Genomic DNA, 16941 nt, shown 5'->3' with positions numbered 1-16941 from the left:
AAGTTGATTTTGATTAAGAACGGTCTTCACTGTCTAAGCGGTCTGCATCATCGTCTGCTGATGTCTGCTCCGTCTTAGTCACTGCCTTATTAATCAGGTCCATCATGTAGTTACCGCGCGCTGTTACTTCGTCATAATGGAATCTTAAGCGAGGTGTGGTACGGGTCTTTAAGCTGTGACTTAACTCAGTACGCAAAAATCCTGCCGCTTTATTAAGCACTTTTAGGCTCTCTTCATGACTGTGCTTGCTCATCGCATCATTAAGCTCAGGCTCCATGATGGTGACATACACGTCTGCATAGCCCAAGTCAGAGCTGACTTTGACACTCGAGATGGTCACAAACCCTGTCAAACGAGGATCATTAACATCATCACGGATAAGTACAGCAAGTTCACGCTGAATTTGATCGCCCAAGCGCTGTAAACGTTGGTTCATGGTTATATCCTTCAATGTCGTTATCAGGCTTAGATGGCCTTTATTTGGCCAAAATTGTGATAACGGATAATAAAATAGCTAAAAGAGTTATCGAACAACTCAATAAATGGGGCTTGTCAAAAAGCTGTTAAAATTTTACTAAAAAAAAAGACCTAACAGGATGACCTGATAGGTCTTATGCTACAAGAAAATCAGATTAGATGGTACGCTGAATTTCTTGGATTTCGAATACTTCGATCTTATCGCCGACTTCTACATCGTAGCCGCGAACCGCAAGACCACACTCCATACCAGAGCGTACTTCGTTCACGTCATCCTTGTAACGACGTAATGATTGCAATTGACCGGTAAAGGCCACTTTGTCATCACGTAATACGCGGATAGACTTGTTACGGTATATGGTACCTTCAACCACCATACAACCGGCAGCTGCACCAAATTTACTAGAGCGGAATACATCACGTACTTCAGCAATACCCAAGATTTTTTCGCGATGCTCTGGAGACAACATACCACTCATTGCCGCTTTAACATCATCGATTAGGCCATAGATAACGCTGTAGTAGCGAATATCGATACCGGCTTCGTCAGCTTTGCGCTTGGCCGCATTATCGGCACGGACGTTAAAGCCTAATAATACCGCTTCGCTTGACTCAGCTAATGTCACATCAGACTCAGCAATCGGACCAACACCTGAGCTGATAACCTTAACTTTAACTTCATCAGTTGACAGATCTTCTAAGGCTGCAAGTAGCGCTTCTAGTGTACCGCGTACGTCTGTTTTTAAGATGATGTTCAAGAATGACAAGTCATCTTGGCCCATCTGCTCAAACATACTCTCAAGGCGCATTTTGTTTTGACGTTCAAGTTGACGCTCACGCTCACGAGTGGCTCGGAATTCAGCAACTTCACGTGCTTTCTTCTCATCAGAGACTACCAAGAATTCACTACCTGCCGCAGGTGTATCTGGTAGACCTAAGATTTCTACTGGAATAGAAGGACCCGCTGATTTGACACGTTTGCCGGTCTCATCAGTCATCGCACGTACTTTACCGTAGAATTCACCAGCAAGTACTAGGTCACCTTGGTTTAGAGTTCCTTTCTTAACTAAGATAGAAGCAACTGCACCACGGCCTTTTTCTAGACGAGATTCAATAACCACACCTTGAGCGGCGCCGTCTGTTGGGGCTTCAAGCTCCATAAGCTCAGCTTGTAGGTTAATCAGCTCTAACAGCTCATCAATACCTTCACCGGTCTTAGCAGAGATTTTCGCCATAGGCACATCACCGCCCCACGCTTCAGTAACCACTTCTTTTGTGGTTAACTCATTTAATACGCGATCTGGATCTGCAGTGCTCTTATCCATCTTGTTAATAGCAACAATTAGCGGTGTACCTGAAGCACGAGCATGGTCAATAGCTTCTTCAGTTTGCGGCATCATACCGTCATCAGCAGCTACTACCAAAATAACGATATCCGTCGCTTGAGCACCACGTGAACGCATGGCGGTAAACGCTGCGTGACCTGGGGTGTCTAAGAAAGTAATAACACCGCGATCGGTCTCAACGTGATAAGCACCGATATGCTGGGTAATACCACCGGCTTCACCCGTTGCTACTTTGGTTTCACGGATTTTATCAAGCAGCGAGGTTTTACCATGGTCAACGTGACCCATAATGGTAACCACTGGCGGACGTGTCTGAACATTACTGCGGCGCTCTTCTACCGCTTCTTGTAAGTCGTCTTCAACCTTGGTATCGCTTACTGGAATTGGGTTGTGACCCATTTCTTCAACGATTAAGCTGGCCGTGGCCTGATCAATCTCTTGGTCAGCACTGACAATCTCGCCCATCTTCATAAGCAGTTTAGTCACTTCACGGGCTTTCACCGCCATGCGCTGCGCTAAGTCTGAAACAACGATTTGCTCGCCGATTTCTACATCATGCACAATCTTCTCAACCGGCTTCTCAAACTTATGCTGAGAGGCTTGGCTTGATTTTAGACCATGCTTACGGTTGCGAATTTCACGCTCTTCTTGACCTTTACGGCGACGGCCACGAGTGGCAGTGCTGGCAGATCCACGTTTAATTTCACGACGCTCTTTTTCAAAAGACTCTTCTAACGCTTCACCCACCAGACCTTCGGCCAATGGCTCATCCTTACGAACTTCTGCCACGGGATCTTTGTCGCTGTATTTGCCAGCCATTTTGCGCATCTGCTCAAGGGTTTTCTTCTGAGCTTCTTCGGCTTGCTTACGACGGGTTTCTGCTTCAATTTGACGTAGACGTTCTTCTTCTGCTTCACGGGTTTCGCGGGCTTTACGCTCAGCGGCCGTTTCTACTTTAGGTTTGGTCTGAGCCACTTTCTTCTTAGGCGCTTCTTTTGCCGCAGCAGCAGCTTTACTGCCTTTTTTCACCACGACAGTAGATAACTCTTCTTTTTTATCGCTTGAAGAGGAGCCACCACCTAAGTTGGCACGCATGGCTGCCAAAGTTGCTGCTTGACGTTCTTCAGCTTCTTTTTTGACCTGCTCACGCTTTTTGGCTTCTTCTTCGGCGCGTTTTTTGGCTTCTAAAGCCGCTTGTTCACGCGCTGCAATTTCTTCAGCCAGTTTATTAGGATCTGGCTTTTCAAATACTTTTTTCTTACGCACTTCTACATTGACGCTTTTTGACTTGCCCGAGGAGCCAGTCACACGAGCGGTGCTCGTCGTTTTAGATTTTAGGCTAATACGACGCTTCTCTTTTTGTCCGTGCGATTGTTTTAAGAATGCTACTAACTGTTCTTGCTCAAGCTCGGTGACCAGGTCATCCTCGCCACGAGCAGGCAGCCCAGCATCAGTCAGTTGCTTTTGTACTGCACTGACTGTCTTGCTTACCATGTCTGCTAATTCTTTGACGGTCTTATCTGCCATTTATAGTCACCTATTTATTATTCTTCATTAAACCAAGATTCACGTGCTTTCATGATCAACTCACCAGCAGTTTTCTCATCAAGACCTTCAATGTCTTCAAGATCAAATACTGCCTGTTCTGCTAAATCATCTAACGTGATGATGTCACGTTGAGCCAGCTTGTACGCCCAGTCGGTCGTCATGCCGTCCATTGTGAGCAACTCTTTGCTTGGCTCTTTCATATTTTGCTGTTTAACCAGTTCATCAGCAATGACTACTTCTTTTGCACGCTCTTGAATCATTTCAATTGCGTCGTCGTCAAGACCTTCGATGTCATAGAAGGTTTCAACAGGCACATAAGCCACTTCTTCAATACTGGTAAAGCCTACATCTACTAGCGCTTGAGCTAAGTCTTCATCTACTTCTAGACGATTGTAGAACAGCTCAAGATAGGCTTTTGTTTCGTTTTGTTGACGTTCAAGGTATTCCGCCTCAAGCATCATGTTTAACTTATAACCGGTTAGCTCAGAAGCCAAACGTACGTTCTGGCCTTGGGCACCAATGGCGCGCGCTAACTGATCGTTGGCGGTAAAGATGATGTCTGCGGTCTTGGCATCTTCATCTAAAATAATACTGCTAACATCTGCAGGCTCAAGTGCACTAATGATATATTGCGCGGGGTCATCAGACCACACGATCACATCAATACGCTCGCCATCAAGCTCAGACTGTACCGCTTGGATACGGGTACCACGCATACCAATACACGCGCCCACAGGATCAATACGATGATCATTGGTTTTTACTGAAATTTTCGCACGAACTCCAGGCTGACGAGCCACATCACGGATTTCAATGATTTGTTCGTTAATCTCAGGCACTTCTTTGTTCATTAACGCCACCAACATATCTGGGCTGGTGCGCGATAACAATAACTGTGCGCCGCGGTTGTCACGGTTCACATGGTATAGGATAGCATTAATACGAGACTTTACACGTAATTGTTCACGAGGCAGCATTTGATCACGAGATAAATAGCCTTCAGCATTATCCCCTAAATCAATAATATAGCCATCACGCGTTTGTTTTTTAACTTCACCATACATCATCTCACCAATTCTTGGCTCGAAGGCATCGGCAGTTAATGCACGCTCTGCTTCACGAATTTTTTGGATAATCACTTGCTTGGCCTGAGTGGCGGCAATACGTCCAAATTCGATAGATTCGATTTGCTCTTCTTTAATGTCGCCAATAGACCATTCGTTTTCATCTAAATCACTGATGGCTAACTGACATGCTGGCATTTCGTGGTCTTCGTCGGCAACCACAGTCCAATAGCGATAGGTATCATAATCACCGGTATCACGGTCAATTTCAACCCTTACCGCCACTTCTGGCTGCTCGGTATAAACTCTTTTTTTGGTAGAAACCACCAAAGCCTCTTCAATTGCCTCAAAGATGTCTTCTGGATTTAGGCCTTTCTCGTTACTGACGGTTTCTACTACCGTTAAAATTTCTCGACTCATTACACACCTATCCTCGCCTACTTGTCATTTAAAGTAGCAAAAAATTATTAAAATTTATTTTTTATCTTAGGCCTAAAAGCTGCGATGTTTAATCTCATTCAAAACGCGGCCTACTATTTCCTCATTCTATCTAGTCTCTACACGCTATATAAGCACACAACTTATCGATAGTTGGCATCCCTTATAAATAATTAAGACATGCAGATTAGATTAGACTGAATTAATAGTAACTGACGATGTCAAATCAAGTTAAATATGACAGTAAGCTTTCAACCAACTTATACCCTAAGACTACAGATCTTGATAGATTAAATTTGCTTTATCAATATTATCAAGGGCAATATCATAGCGCTCACCGTCAGCGGTCACGACCGATAACTGCTTGTCATCTAATTGCTCAAGCTTACCGGTTACTTTGCGGCGTTTTGAACTTCCACTACCCACAGCTTGAATCAAGCGTAGATTGATGGTCTGACCCATATAATCTGTCATTTGCTCAGGGGCAAAGAAAGGTCGATCAAGACCTGGAGAGGACACTTCAAGTACATACTCGCCCGCGATGGGATCATGCACTTCAAGAACACCACTGACTTGGTGGGTGACGGCAGCACAATTTTCAATAGTAACTTGTTTATCGGCTGCTTTATCTTCTGGCAAGGCTTCAATATAAATGCGTAATAGCGAACGCCCACCTTGCGGTAGGAACTCCACACCCCATAGTGCCACATCACAAGCTGCAACAGCTGGTGCAATAATATCGGTTAACTGGGTGACTTTGTTAGATAGCTTCATGACTTATTTGTTTAGTCCATAAATAGAAGTATCTATTATAAATGCATATTATGACTATTAGGCAATATTAAAAATAACAGATACAAAAAAACCCACAAACAATATGGTGGGTTAAATGAAAAAGGTAAGATTGAAATAAAAAATGGTAGCGGGGGCTGGATTTGAACCAACGACCTTCGGGTTATGAGCCCGACGAGCTACCAGACTGCTCCACCCCGCATCAATCTAGGCTGACTATTATATGGAGTTTATTAGGGGTTGTCAAGCATTAAACTAATTTAAATTCAAAACTTTAACCACTACCCTGATAACGCCTATTCTAACAGCTTTACCTGATACATCTTAACACATTTAGCCAGCTATATCGCCGTAACTTATCTTATTATAAGCTTTTATAACCAAAGCTGGTTTTGATAAGTGCTCACGCTTATTTGCTGTCCACAGCCATCATAACCGGCTGTCCTATATTGTCGTTACTACTTGTATATAAGGCATATATGGCTTATTTTCAATAGCAATGTCGATAAATCTGCTAATTTAATCGGATTTAACAGACACATCATACAGTATAGGTACGTGCTTTGTCTTTATATTGGTGCGATTGGAGGGACTTGAACCCTCACGGCTTGCGCCACCACCCCCTCAAGATGGCGTGTCTACCAATTCCACCACAATCGCATTGTCTAATTCAATCTGCTCTCTATTTATTTTGCTTCTGACTGATTTTTACTACCCAAGCTGTTATTGAGGTTAAACAGATCGGTAATCACGATATCTCAGATAGCAACACTACTTTTTTATATAAAATCTATATAAAAGAAGATAGTGCCCATAGATTGCTTTAATATTTATGAAATTAGGTGGCACATTCTACTCGTCTTTGACAGTGGGTGCAACCTATTTAGTTTACCACCAAGGCCAACTGAGCTGCAGCGCCTTGTTTTAGCTATGCTAGCCTATTCAGCAGGAGCCGGCGTAGGCTCAGGGGCCGTCGCTGGTGCTTGCGATGCGGCCGGAACATCTAAGCGATACTGACCTTCAGCCTGTTTGCGTGCATGCACCGCCAAAGTTAGACTGGTAGTAAAGAAGATAATCGCTAAAATGGCTGTGGCACGGGTCAAAAAGTTGGCACTACCGGCTGCTCCAAATACTGTGCCTGAAGCCCCTGCGCCAAATGAAGCGCCCGCATCAGCTCCCTTACCGTGTTGAATTAAAATCAACCCAATCATGGCAATAGCAACAATAATGTGAATCGCTAGAATAATGTTAAACATGCTTTGCCTTACTTAATCTTAAGAGTTAAAGAGGATAATGTTATCAAATATAAGGGAGTGTTTATCCCCAGTTTTACCACAACAACTATCTATTATGACAACGTTCATGTCACCGTTTATCAGGGCAGAGCGCTAAGCTATCAAGCCTAGCGCCGCTTATTTTATCTAGTTATTAAAGCATTTAGCAATCGCAAGAAAGCTGTCTGCCTGCAGGGCGGCGCCGCCAACCAACACCCCATTGATCTGGTCTGAGGCAGCAAAATCTGCAGCATTCTCAGGCTTAACGCTGCCACCATAAATCACTGGGGTGGTATCAAGCTTATTATCAAATGAATGCAACTGCTGACGGATAAAGCGATGTATTTGCGTCACCTGCTCTACGCTTGGTACCTTACCGGTACCAATGGCCCACACCGGCTCATAAGCGATAATCAGGTTTTGCTCGGCATATCCCGCCTGCTCAGGCTTTAATTGCTGTAAAAAGTCAGCAATAACTTGTAACTGCTCATCCAACACTTGCTCAGTGTGACCCGCCTCAAAGTCGCTCTCTGACTCACCAATGCACAAAATCACGCCCAAGCCTTGCTCAGCGCTATTAAGCAGCTTTTTTAGCAGTACGGCGTTGCTTTCTTTATAGTACTGACGGCGCTCAGAGTGACCGACAATCACCCACTGTACGCCCATATCTTTTAGCTGCTTAGCTGAAACATCACCAGTATAAGCCCCTGATTCAGCACTGAGTGCGCTCACATCTTGCGCAGCCAGCTTAAGAGTAGATGAGTTGGCGTTAAGTGCCTGCTGCACTGGGCTTAAATGTAAAAAGCTTGGGGCCAACATAAGATGGCAATTATCCATGCTGCGGATTTGAGCGTCAACGCCTTCTACTAAGTCTGTCACCAAGTGCTGTACTTGCTCAAGCGACGTAGGATTTAGCTTCCAGTTTCCGATAACCCAAGACTTCATAACACGCTCACCTAAAAACCAATTAATCAAAAGGGCCTATTAAGCCCCGAATAAATAAAACCAAAATAACAAACAACATTGTGACAGCGCATTGTTTAGGTTTAGCTGTCTAAAAATATGATAGCCCTAAATTATATCATAGTCTTATCTAACAGATTTAGCCTTTGTTGTTTTGAAAACGCCAAAATTTAAAATTAAAAACTGTGTTAACCTAAGCTAACTCAATTTACTCTGGCTAAGCCGTTAATTTTAGGCCACTTGTCTGAACAAACCACCCGATCTTAACTGTAAGAGGTTGCTAATGCCCCTTACGCCTACTCAGACAAGGATGCTATATGTCCCGGCCCCCTTCGCTTAATCAACTAGCGGCCGCTCCCTCTGCGACTCTAGCACAGGCAGAGCATGGCGCGCATCAGCCTCATGATTTACAGCAAGATCCGGTAGTTCAGCTGGTACAGGATTTATTGTGTCAGGCAGTAGATAAAGGCGCCTCTGACCTACACTTTGAGCCCTATGAGCATACGTTTCGGGTACGCTTTCGTATCGATGGCGTCATGCAGCAAGTGGCCACACCAGCGCTTGAGCTGCAAGCTAAGATATGTGCCCGCCTAAAGATTATGGCACAAATGGACATATCTGAGCGGCGTATGCCTCAAGATGGCCGTATTAGGCTGCAACTAAATGGGATGCCGACACTAAACTTTCGTGCCAATGCTCTACCCACTTTGTTCGGTGAAAAAATTGTGCTTCGGGTTATTAATCCAGCCGCCTCTATCGCTGGTATTGATAGCCTCGGGCTTGAGCCTGAGCAAAAACAGCAGTTTTTACAAGCGCTACAGCAGCCGCAAGGTATCTTATTAATTACCGGCCCCACAGGCTCTGGCAAAACCTTATCGCTCTATACCGGTCTAGATATTTTAAACACGGTGGCCACCAATATCTGCACTGTAGAAGATCCGGTTGAAATTAATTTAACAGGTATCAATCAGGTCACCGTCAATCCTAAAGTCGGACTGAGCTTTGCGGTGGCCTTAAAGTCATTTTTGCGCCAAGACCCCGATGTATTAATGGTGGGTGAGATACGTGATTTTGAAACCGCGGATACTGCAATTAAAGCGGCACAAACTGGCCATTTGGTGCTCTCTACCCTGCACACCAACTCAGCTGCTGAAACCTTAACTCGCCTGCATCATATGGGCGTAGCTTACTTTAATATTGCTACCGCCATTAGTCTGGTAGTGGCGCAGCGTCTGGCAAGATGCTTGTGCCGCCACTGCAAAATCCCTTGTGTGGTTCCTGAGGTAAGTCTCATTGAGATTGGCTTTAGCGCCGAAGAGTTGGCACAGCCTGAGCATATCATCTATAAGGCGGTGGGCTGTGATAAGTGCTGTGAGGGTTACAAAGGGCGCATCGGTGTGTTTGAGGTGATGCCCATGAACACGGCGCTTGCACAAGTGATTATGCAAGGTGCTAATGCCATTGAGATAAAAGCGGCTGCCACCGAGCAAGGCTTTTTTGACTTAAGGCGGGCCGCTATTTTGAAAGTGCTTCAAGGCATCCTTAGCATTGAAGAAATGACCCGCATGACGGCCCAGTAATGCAGCGTTGGCTACTTTATCTATCTGAATCTATCTGGCACTCTTATTTTCTTTACTTGAGGTATCTGTTGTGAGCCCCGTCCCCAATCGAACCACACTCAAAACGCTTGAGTTTGTGTATCAAGGCATCAACCCTCAAGGTATGAAGGTAAAAGGCATACTGACCAGTAGCAGTATGGCGCTGGCCAAAGCTCAGCTGCGCAAACAAGGCATAGTGACCCAGCGCATTCGGCGCAAGCCCAAGTCGCTTTGGCGTCGGCAAAAGAAGATAACGGCACTTGATATCAGTCTGTTTGTGCGGCAATTGGCGACGATGACCAAGGCCGGCGTGCCCATAGTACAGGCCTTTGAGCTTATTGCTCAAGCACTTGATAAACCCAGTATGAAGCAGCTGGTTTTACGGGTAAAACAGCAGCTTGAGACTGGTATGTCCTTAGAAGATAGCCTGCGGGCCCATCCAAAACAGTTTGATGACCTGTTTTGTGCTTTAGTGTCTGCAGCAGAGCACTCCGGCACGCTAGATACCCTACTTGAGCGCATCGCTGATTACAAAGAAAACAACGAGCTGCTTAAAATTAAGCTAAAAAAAGCCATCAAATATCCGATAGCCGTCATGCTGGTGGCGATGATTGTCAGTATTATTTTATTGTTAAAAGTGGTGCCGGTGTTCGCAGACCTATATGACTCTATGGGGTCACAGCTGCCTGCCTTTACCCAATTTGTAGTCACTTTGTCTCATATCATGCAAAAGCTTTGGCCAATTTTTTTGCTACTGACGATAGCGGCTGTAATCGCGTTTAGGCAGGCCCAAAAACGCAGCTTAGGCTTTAATCAGTGGCTCGACAAAGCGGTATTAAAGCTGCCCATTTTTGGTAGCATAGCCTATCAAGCCATTATTGCCCGCTTTTGCCGCACCTTAGCCACCACTTATGCTGCAGGTGTCCCGCTGTTAGAAGCACTAGGCGCCACTGCCGCTGCAACCGACAATCACGTCTTTGAGACGGCCACCTACCAGATGAGACAACAGGTAGCTGCTGGTCAACGCCTTGAGCGCTCCATGCGCAGCAGCCAGCTTTTTCCAGCTCTTGCCGTACAAATGGTGAGTATCGGCGAGGAGTCTGGCAGCTTAGAGCAGATGCTTAATAAGGTGGCTGATTATTATGAAGCTCAGGTGACCCATGCCGTTGATGGGTTAACCGACCTAATGGAGCCCATTATTATGGTGATCATTGGCTTGCTGGTCGGCGGGCTGATAGTGGCGATGTACTTACCTATTTTTCAAATGGGCTCAATCCTTGGCTAGCGGCAGTGTTTTATTGAGCGCTAAGCCCTTATTAATCTTCTGATGAATCATGTCTCAATTTTTATAAACAATAGGCTGATGTTATGCAGTTTTGGCAAGTCTGGCAGTTTTTTGAACCGCACAATTTAGCGACGCCTGATGTATTTGCCCTTGGTGTGTTTGCCATAGTGGGCTTGTGTGTGGGCAGCTTATTAAATGTGGTGATTTATCGCACCCCATTAATACTGCAGCGGCAGTGGCGACTGGGCTCACTACAGTTTTTGCAATCGCAGCCTGATGTGCCAGCGGATGCGCTAGCGCCTGTGGCTGCCTGCATCGCCCAAGATATGCCATTGTCGCTGTGGCGCCCAAGCTCACAGTGCCCGCAGTGTCATACGCCCATTGCTTGGCGTCACAAACTGCCTATTATCAGTTGGCTGTGGCTAAAAGGCAGATGCGCCTCTTGTCGCCGCCGCATTGGTTTGCGTTATCCGTTGATTGAGCTTCTGACCGCCGTGCTGAGCGTTTTGGTGATTTACCAATTGGGCGTGTCGCTTGCCGGCCTTTGTGGCTTGGTATTTTTGTGGTTATTAATTGCGCTGGTGGGGATTGATTTTGAGACGCAGTATTTACCCGATAATCTGACCTACCCCTTAGCTATCTTGGGGCTTATGGTGAACAGCCACAGCGTTTTTGTGTCGCCAAGCTTATCTATTTGGGGGCTAATCTTAGGCTATCTTAGTCTATGGGTGGTGGTGAAAGTATTTTATTTATTTACCCGAAAGCAAGGTATGGGCCAAGGCGATTTTAAGCTACTGGCTGCTCTGGGAGCTTGGCTTGGGCCATTTATGCTGCCATTTGTCATCTTGCTATCTTCCGTGCTCGGCACTATCATGGGGCTTATATTGCTAAAAAAACGACGGGAGAGCCAGCCCTTTGCTTTTGGTCCTTATTTGGCATTAGCGGGCTTGGTTGCACTGTTATATGGTGAGGCGTTGATGCACTGGTATTTGGGACGCTATTAGCCTAGGGGATTACTAATTTAGAATGCTACGAACTTAGGACTCTATTAGCTTAGGACTCTATTAGCTTAGGACTCTATTAGCTTAGGATTCTATTAGCTTAGGACGCTGCTGGCTTAGGGCTTTATTGGCTTAGTGCACGCCTCATTTGGGTGACTACCAAAGGCTATCGGCGGATTAACGATAAAAACACAGTCACTAGTCATCCCCTATAGATAACACCCCACAGAGTCACCATTAACACCCTGTTGAGATTGAGTACACTAATTAATACAAAGCTGCCGTAAAAACATGCTACTTTTATCAGCCAGTTAGCCCTGAGTCAATAAGCCAGAGTTAACCGCTTCTTTTATCGTAATTTTAGTAGCTGTTTTCTCGTAAGTTTAGCAGCAGATTTCAATAACACCGCTAAGCTTTTGGTTTTGATAGCTGCTTGGGGCTAAATATACGCCATAGCAAGCGTAAGCTTTAGGCCACAATCCCAACCCCGTTCAATCTTATAGAACACCCGCTTTAAGGTATTGCCATGACATACGCCAGCGCCGCCACTTTGGACTCTTATATCAATGATGCTCAAGAGGAGCCTGTGATTGACCCGCCACAAAAATTTGAAACCTTTTATGTCAGCAAGCCCATTATCGGCCTAACCGGCGGTATTGGCAGTGGTAAAACCGCCGTCTCTAACTGGTTCGCCACTCAGGGCATCGACGTGGTAGATGCCGATGTGGTCGCCCATCAAATCATGCATAAAGGCAGCCCCACCCTACAAGCACTGGTAGAGGCCTTAGGAGAGTGGGTTGTTGATGCGCAAGGAGAAATGAACAGACGCGCAGTTCGCGAGCATGTGTTTGCCAATAACAAAGCACTGCTAACTTTAGAATCGATCACCCATCCTGCCATCCGTCAAGAAATCAAAAATCAGCTCAGTCAAGCTCAGTCGGCATACGTTATCTTGTCAGCGCCCTTGCTGCTTGAGAGCTATGAAGCAGGCCTGGTGTCTTTGTGTGATAGAGTACTGGTGGTCGATGCCTCCGAGGAGACGCAGCTTAAACGTGCCAGCAGCCGAGATACCCAAAGCATAGACAAGATCAAAGCCATTATGGCCAATCAATTGACCCGAGAAGCCCGTATCGAGCAGGCCGATGACGTGGTGTGTAACAATGGCGACTTAGATGCGTTGTATGCGCAATTACTGCCGCTGCATCACAACTATTTGAACCTAAAAAAAATGTAGCCTCGTGCAATAAAGCCCCGTGCCTTGACACACAAAGGGCGCGCTTATGCTAAGCGCGCCCTTTTTGCCTCTTAAGCTGTTGTCTGTCTTAATCAGATTGATATTAAGGCTGATGACGCTGACGGCTCACTTCATACAAGACCATGCCCGTGGCCACACTGACATTCAAGCTCTGTAGTGAGCCATGCTTATTACCAGTCATGGGAATGTACACCAGCTCATCACAGCGCTCGGTGGTCAAGCGGCGCATGCCCTCACCCTCTGAACCCATAATGATGGCCACCTTACCCTTTAGATCCACATCTGGCAGAGCCTTAGCGGTGGCGTCAAGCGCCGTACCATAAACAAACACCCCTGCTTGCTTTAAGTTCTCAATACAGCGTGCCAGATTAGTCACAGCGATGACTGGCATGATTTCCATGGCACCTACCGATACTTTGGCCACAGTTGGTGTGAGGCTCGCTGAATGGTGCTTAGGGCAAATCACCGCATCAACACCCATCGCCGCTGCCGTACGCAAGCAGGCACCTAGGTTATGCGCATCCGTAATCTGGTCTAACACCAAAAATAGGGCATCATCTGATTGAGCAAGACTTGCTATCTCACCTTCATCGGCCATGGCTAACGGACGGGCATTGAGTACCACACCTTGGTGCTGCGGACTACCGCACAATGCGGTCAGCTTATCACGGCTGGCCTCCTGGATGCTCACCCCCATCTGCTCAGCCAATTGTAAAATCTCTTCAAAGGTAGAGTCGGCTTCGTCCTGAGTGCTGCTGTCTTTGTGAGCACGGCCTTGCTGAATAAATAAAGCCATGGCGTCGGTAGGACGGTGCGACAACAAAGCGTGAATTGCGTGAATGCCATAAAAATGGACGGGCTTTGCCATAAAATAACCTTTTTAAACGATGGATTTTAACGGTGAGGGCAGCCATACGGCGCAACTTGATGACTGCGTTTCTCGCTTATTATAAGACACAACGCGATGACTTTGTGGCTTAAATAACAGCCCAGAAGACACAAAAGCACCCTAAGTGGCTGCCTAGGATGCTTAAAACAAATACCAATAAGTGGGTGGTAAGCCGCTTGTCCTACCCTTCTAGGTGACAAATATACTGCACAATTTGTTCAGTACGTAGCGCAAAGCTGCTGTCCCCTGCGACAACAAAAGCTTGGCCAGCGCGATAATAAGTAAACTCATCCTCTCCGGTGATTTTTACTTCACACTCTCCTGAGGTAATCTCCATTCTCTCTGAGGTGTGGGTGGCGAATTCATACTCTCGGACATGCTCATCACAAGGTAGTATGATGCCCAGCATTTTTTTGCTGCCATCTTCAAATAATACCGTGTGGCTACTACAGCGTCCATCATAAGAGATGGTTGCATTCTTTACGACAGAAACCTGGTCATAAGTCGTCGGCATGATGACTTCCTTAATCTTAATCTACTTTATGATAACCATGGGCTAAAAATCAGATATCGCTAAACTTACAGCCCTACTCTTGTTGATGCTATTTTTTGTTATTCAATCCTACCACAATATTGCTAATATAATTGTGACAACAAATCAGTTTTTTAGTTAATGGCTATTCCAAACTGTCATTAGCCATTATCTGCTCGCTCTACGTCCTATGTCGATCAACGTTATGATCGCAGTCGCTTGCACAATACCTCGCTTGCACAATACCTATAGTAAAACTGTACTTTGGCTAAACACAGGCGCTGCCCTCTTAACCTACCCATATCCTTTTTTTACCAGCAGCCATGCCTCAATATGGGCATCAATTCACAGCCGTTATCAACAGATTTCTACCTTGCATTTTTACAGCAATACCTTTATATAACGGGCACACGACCTATTATTTTACGATTATAAAGTTGCTTATATTCAAGTTAAATCAGACTTAGATTGTGTGACTTTATGCGCCTAAAAGCAACAAATAATTGGTTATCTAAAGCAATATAAAAGTCACGATAAAAGCTGCGCACCGTTTGCTTTTATACCTTCATAGATATACGATACCCTAACTAATTTCGTCCTTTTTTTAGTGTTTTTTGATAACAAACACCCATTTTTGAGATTGCTGATGCTAACTTCGCTGACACTGCAAAACTTTGCCTTAATCAATCACCATGAGCTCTCCTTATACGACGGTTTTAACGTTATTACTGGAGAAACTGGCGCGGGTAAATCCTTATTATTAGATGCGCTCTCCTTATGTATTGGCGGCCGAGCAGACACCAGTATGGTACGTCATGGCAAGGACAATGCTGATATCTATGCTCAGTTCGAATTTGTGCTACCGGCTACAAAAAATCGCTCAACTACAGCCAAAGATAGTGCCAATAATAATACCGAACCCAGTGCCAACTCTAACGACAAAGGCACAGTGGCACTGATACAAGACTGGTTTGAGCGTCACGAAAGGGAGTTTGACGGTGAGATATTAATTCGTCGCCAATTAAGCAGCAATGGCCGCTCAAAAGCTTGGCTTAACGGAGTGCCTGTCAGCTTAACCGAATTAAAAGAGCTGGGTGCTATGCTGGTTAATATTCACAGTCAGCACGCTCAGCAAGCTTTATTAAAGCCAGCATTTGTGGTGCAGTGGCTCGATAATATCGCCGGTCTTCAGCCCTTAGCGGCACAAACTGAACACGCATATCGAGCCTATCAGAAGCTAAAACGCCAAGCTGAAGAGGTCGCTGCCAAAGAGGCGCATCGCAATGACCGTATTGAGCTGTTAAACAGTCAATTGGCAGATATATCACCGTTATTGGCGGTTGATTATGAGCAAGTAGAAGCGGAGCATGATGAGCTGTCAAACCTAGAGGCTTTGATGCTTGAAGCCAGTCATGCGGTGCAATTATTAGACAATGATTCTGATGACCCAGATGCCATGGACCTGCTGGGTAAAGCCATCCGCTTATGTGACAATCAGTCGGATGTCAGCCCCACGTTTAGTCAAGCCAGCGAATCGCTACATTTGGCGCAGCAACACGTCAGTGAGGCCGCCGCCTTATTGACCGATTATGCTGAGCAGCAGCTGCCAGACCCTGAGCGTCTCGAAGAGCTGAATGCTTTGATTAGCCTTGGCCACCGCTTATCACGCAAACATGGGCTTCCAGCAAGCAACTTGGTGCAAGAGGCACAAATCTGGCAGCAAGAGCTTAATGGCTTGGTCAATCAGCCAAGCTCTGAGGTACTAGAGGCACAAATTCAAGACGCTTGGGCCGAGTTTAAACACCTCGCTTTGACGTTAGATACCGCGCGTCAACAAGTGGCACCCAGCATAGGCGAGAAGCTGGTGGCTCAATTACAGCCGCTGGCGCTACCCAATGCCCGCTGTGAGTTTGTATTTACCCCAAAAGATGAGAGTCATTATAACGCTCAAGGGGCACACGATATTGAGCTGATGTTCAGCGCTAACGTGGGTATGCCGATGCAGCCTCTATACAAGATTGCGTCAGGGGGTGAGTTGTCACGTATGGCGCTGGTGATGCAGGTCTTACTGGCCACTCACCAGACATTAGATGGTCAGTCTGCGCACTCTCAAAATCAACACAGTGACTTTTCTGAGCCGATGCTGGTGTTTGATGAGGTGGATGTGGGTATCAGCGGCGGCACCGCTCAGGTGGTGGGAGAACTGCTGCGTCAATTGGGCAGCCGCCGTCAGCTGTTGGCCATTACCCACCAGGCTCAAGTTGCCGCTCAAGCACATCAGCACATCTTGGTACAAAAGCATCATGATACCAAAGAGGGCCAAACCACCAGTCAAATTGATATCATTAGCCATGACGCTCAAGTGGATGAGCTGGCACGCATGTCAGGTGGGGTTAATATTACTGAAATTACCCGTGAGCATGCGCGCAGTCTCTTAGCTGATGTCAGCAGTGAGTAGTACATGCCTTCAATCTGCTAA

General features: G+C 45.9%; 13 protein-coding genes and 2 tRNA genes. 5 read left to right on the top strand and 10 right to left on the bottom strand.

Annotated features, from left to right (window positions below; genetic code table 11):
* Positions 1 to 13: 13 nt before the first annotated feature.
* From DLE54_RS00850 to tpiA, 8 genes are all read right to left on the bottom strand, one after another.
* Positions 14 to 436 carry a ribosome-binding factor A gene (locus tag DLE54_RS00850; protein ID WP_011959453.1) on the bottom strand — a complete coding sequence of 141 codons (423 nt, stop codon included), beginning with the start codon at positions 434 to 436 and terminating at the stop codon, positions 14 to 16.
* 196 nt (positions 437 to 632) lie between these two features.
* A complete protein-coding gene (gene infB, locus DLE54_RS00845) occupies positions 633 to 3350 on the bottom strand; it encodes a translation initiation factor IF-2 (protein ID WP_011959452.1) in 2718 nt (905 codons plus the stop codon).
* Between the two features lie 17 nt (positions 3351 to 3367).
* Positions 3368 to 4855: a transcription termination factor NusA gene (gene nusA, locus DLE54_RS00840; protein WP_011959451.1), complete on the bottom strand. Its 1488-nt coding sequence runs from the start codon at positions 4853 to 4855 to the stop codon at positions 3368 to 3370.
* A gap of 291 nt (positions 4856 to 5146) precedes the next feature.
* Entirely contained in the window at positions 5147 to 5647 is a 501-nt protein-coding gene (rimP, locus tag DLE54_RS00835) for a ribosome maturation factor RimP (RefSeq protein ID WP_011959450.1), read from the bottom strand.
* Between the two features lie 143 nt (positions 5648 to 5790).
* Positions 5791 to 5867, bottom strand: a tRNA-Met gene (locus DLE54_RS00830).
* Between the two features lie 373 nt (positions 5868 to 6240).
* Positions 6241 to 6325: transfer RNA gene (locus DLE54_RS00825), tRNA-Leu, on the bottom strand.
* 278 nt (positions 6326 to 6603) lie between these two features.
* On the bottom strand, positions 6604 to 6921 hold the full coding sequence (gene secG / locus DLE54_RS00820; RefSeq protein WP_110815939.1) for a preprotein translocase subunit SecG: 318 nt from the start codon (positions 6919 to 6921) through the stop codon (positions 6604 to 6606).
* Between the two features lie 165 nt (positions 6922 to 7086).
* Positions 7087 to 7884 carry a triose-phosphate isomerase gene (gene tpiA / locus DLE54_RS00815; protein ID WP_110815938.1) on the bottom strand — a complete coding sequence of 266 codons (798 nt, stop codon included), beginning with the start codon at positions 7882 to 7884 and terminating at the stop codon, positions 7087 to 7089.
* A 335-nt stretch (positions 7885 to 8219) separates the two neighbouring features.
* Here tpiA and DLE54_RS00810 point away from each other — a divergent pair, with 335 nt between their 5' ends.
* From DLE54_RS00810 to coaE, 4 genes are all read left to right on the top strand, one after another.
* Positions 8220 to 9482 carry an ATPase, T2SS/T4P/T4SS family gene (locus DLE54_RS00810; protein WP_110815937.1) on the top strand — a complete coding sequence of 421 codons (1263 nt, stop codon included), beginning with the start codon at positions 8220 to 8222 and terminating at the stop codon, positions 9480 to 9482.
* A gap of 142 nt (positions 9483 to 9624) precedes the next feature.
* Complete coding sequence (locus DLE54_RS00805; protein ID WP_227535697.1) at positions 9625 to 10785, top strand: type II secretion system F family protein; 1161 nt, start codon at positions 9625 to 9627, stop codon at positions 10783 to 10785.
* A gap of 83 nt (positions 10786 to 10868) precedes the next feature.
* Positions 10869 to 11789: a prepilin peptidase gene (locus tag DLE54_RS00800; protein ID WP_197708894.1), complete on the top strand. Its 921-nt coding sequence runs from the start codon at positions 10869 to 10871 to the stop codon at positions 11787 to 11789.
* 523 nt (positions 11790 to 12312) lie between these two features.
* Positions 12313 to 13020 carry a dephospho-CoA kinase gene (gene coaE / locus DLE54_RS00795; RefSeq protein WP_083757352.1) on the top strand — a complete coding sequence of 236 codons (708 nt, stop codon included), beginning with the start codon at positions 12313 to 12315 and terminating at the stop codon, positions 13018 to 13020.
* A 103-nt stretch (positions 13021 to 13123) separates the two neighbouring features.
* On the opposite strand, the gene rlmB is transcribed toward coaE, so the two are convergent.
* Both rlmB and DLE54_RS00785 read right to left on the bottom strand, forming a co-directional pair.
* Positions 13124 to 13909, bottom strand: a complete 786-nt coding sequence (rlmB, locus tag DLE54_RS00790) for a 23S rRNA (guanosine(2251)-2'-O)-methyltransferase RlmB (protein WP_011959443.1) — start codon at positions 13907 to 13909, stop codon at positions 13124 to 13126.
* A 202-nt stretch (positions 13910 to 14111) separates the two neighbouring features.
* Positions 14112 to 14444, bottom strand: a complete 333-nt coding sequence (locus tag DLE54_RS00785; protein WP_011959442.1) for a pyrimidine/purine nucleoside phosphorylase — start codon at positions 14442 to 14444, stop codon at positions 14112 to 14114.
* 664 nt (positions 14445 to 15108) lie between these two features.
* Between DLE54_RS00785 and DLE54_RS00780 the strand changes: the two genes are divergently transcribed.
* Entirely contained in the window at positions 15109 to 16920 is a 1812-nt protein-coding gene (locus tag DLE54_RS00780; protein WP_110815935.1) for a DNA repair protein RecN, read from the top strand.
* Positions 16921 to 16941 lie beyond the last annotated feature (21 nt).

Source organism: Psychrobacter sp. YP14 (genome assembly GCF_003209315.1).
Lineage (GTDB): Bacteria > Pseudomonadota > Gammaproteobacteria > Pseudomonadales > Moraxellaceae > Psychrobacter > Psychrobacter raelei.
Note: the sequence above shows the minus strand (reverse complement) of the source record. Positions and strands in the feature narration are given on the sequence as shown.